General features: G+C 49.4%; 1 protein-coding gene. It reads right to left on the bottom strand.

Annotated features, from left to right (window positions below; translation table 11 throughout):
* Positions 1-343: bacterial transcriptional activator domain-containing protein (locus H6B10_RS15415; RefSeq protein ID WP_204652353.1), on the bottom strand; the 343-nt coding region annotated here is incomplete at its 3' end.
* Positions 344-431 lie beyond the last annotated feature (88 nt).

Raw genomic sequence — 431 nt, 5'->3', positions numbered from 1 at the left:
GCATATTCAGGCTACTGTTAAACGGGTCAAAGGCCAGTGCGGCTTTGGCCGCCTTGTGCGCATAGACATACTCGCCACACTCGGTCTGGCGTTCTATATACCGGCCGGCGAGCCGGAAATACAGGCCCTGATAGTATGTAATACTCGGGATAAAATAAATATTATCGGACAACCTTGGCAGAAGATTCCCGGAATACAGTCCGACGGCAGCTTCATACAGCCGATACCGCTTTTTCGGATTGTTCTCCATCTCGATACTGTCACATAGTTCTTCGAATAACCCCACATCTGTCACTACCTTGATTTCCGGATTGAAGCTGAATATGCCGTTGGCATAGACCACCAAATCCTCCAGCCCAACATAGCCAAGCAGCGATCTAAGCCTGTAAGCAATGTTCCGCACGGATTTCATCGGGATCTCACAGGACTCA

This window comes from Gemmiger formicilis (assembly GCF_016901605.1).
Lineage (GTDB): Bacteria > Bacillota > Clostridia > Oscillospirales > Ruminococcaceae > Gemmiger > Gemmiger formicilis_B.
This window is presented reverse-complemented; position numbering and strand designations above follow the sequence as displayed.